This window comes from Polaromonas sp. P1_G2, assembly GCF_056405515.1.
Window position 1 is genome coordinate 1 of the sequence record NZ_JBFUBY010000658.1, and the last position, 647, is coordinate 647.

The 647-nt window shown below is 63.8% G+C and carries 1 protein-coding gene; it reads right to left on the reverse strand.

Annotated features, from left to right (window positions below):
* Positions 1 to 647 (reverse strand): glycosyltransferase (locus AC1D0P_RS26780; protein ID WP_477679503.1); only part of this gene is annotated, 647 nt, incomplete at both ends.

The window sequence follows — 647 nt, forward strand, 5'->3', positions numbered from 1 at the left end:
CGGCCGCCCAGGCCTCCAGCACCGCCATCGGCAAGCCTTCGCTCTTCGATGGCAGCATGAAATAGCGGGTGACGCTCATCGAGCGGTTCTTGTCCGGACCATATTGCGGGCCGGCGAACAGGGCATTGCCGAAGTCACGGCCAAGTGCTGCGGCCTTGGCCTCGAAACCTTCGATGCCATCGTTCCAGCCGCAGAAGACGAGCAGGGAACGGTCGCGGAAGCCAGGGTCTTCGGCGGAAAGCCTTGCCCAGGCATCCATCAGTTCCATGCAGCCCTTCTTCTCGTGGATTCGGCCGAGGAACAGGTAGACATTGCGGCTGTCGAATTCCGGTTTCCACCAGCCGGGCATCTCGCCGTCACTGACGAAGGGCTGGGCGAAATTGCGCACGATCTTCGCTGGCTGGCCTGTGAGGAATTCGGCGACATCGCCCGTCTCCTTGTCGGTCAGCAGGTGGAAGCCGGCGGTCTTGCGCAGGAAGCGGTCCTGGTAGAGCGCCGACACCGCGCCCTTGAGTCTCGGCGAGCGCGAGCGGATCCAGGGTTCCAGCATGCCGTGCGGCGAGACGATATAGGGCTTGCCCGTCAGCATCGACCAGGCCTGCACGGCGGCGCAGTGGAACTGCCAGACTCCATGCACATGCACCAGG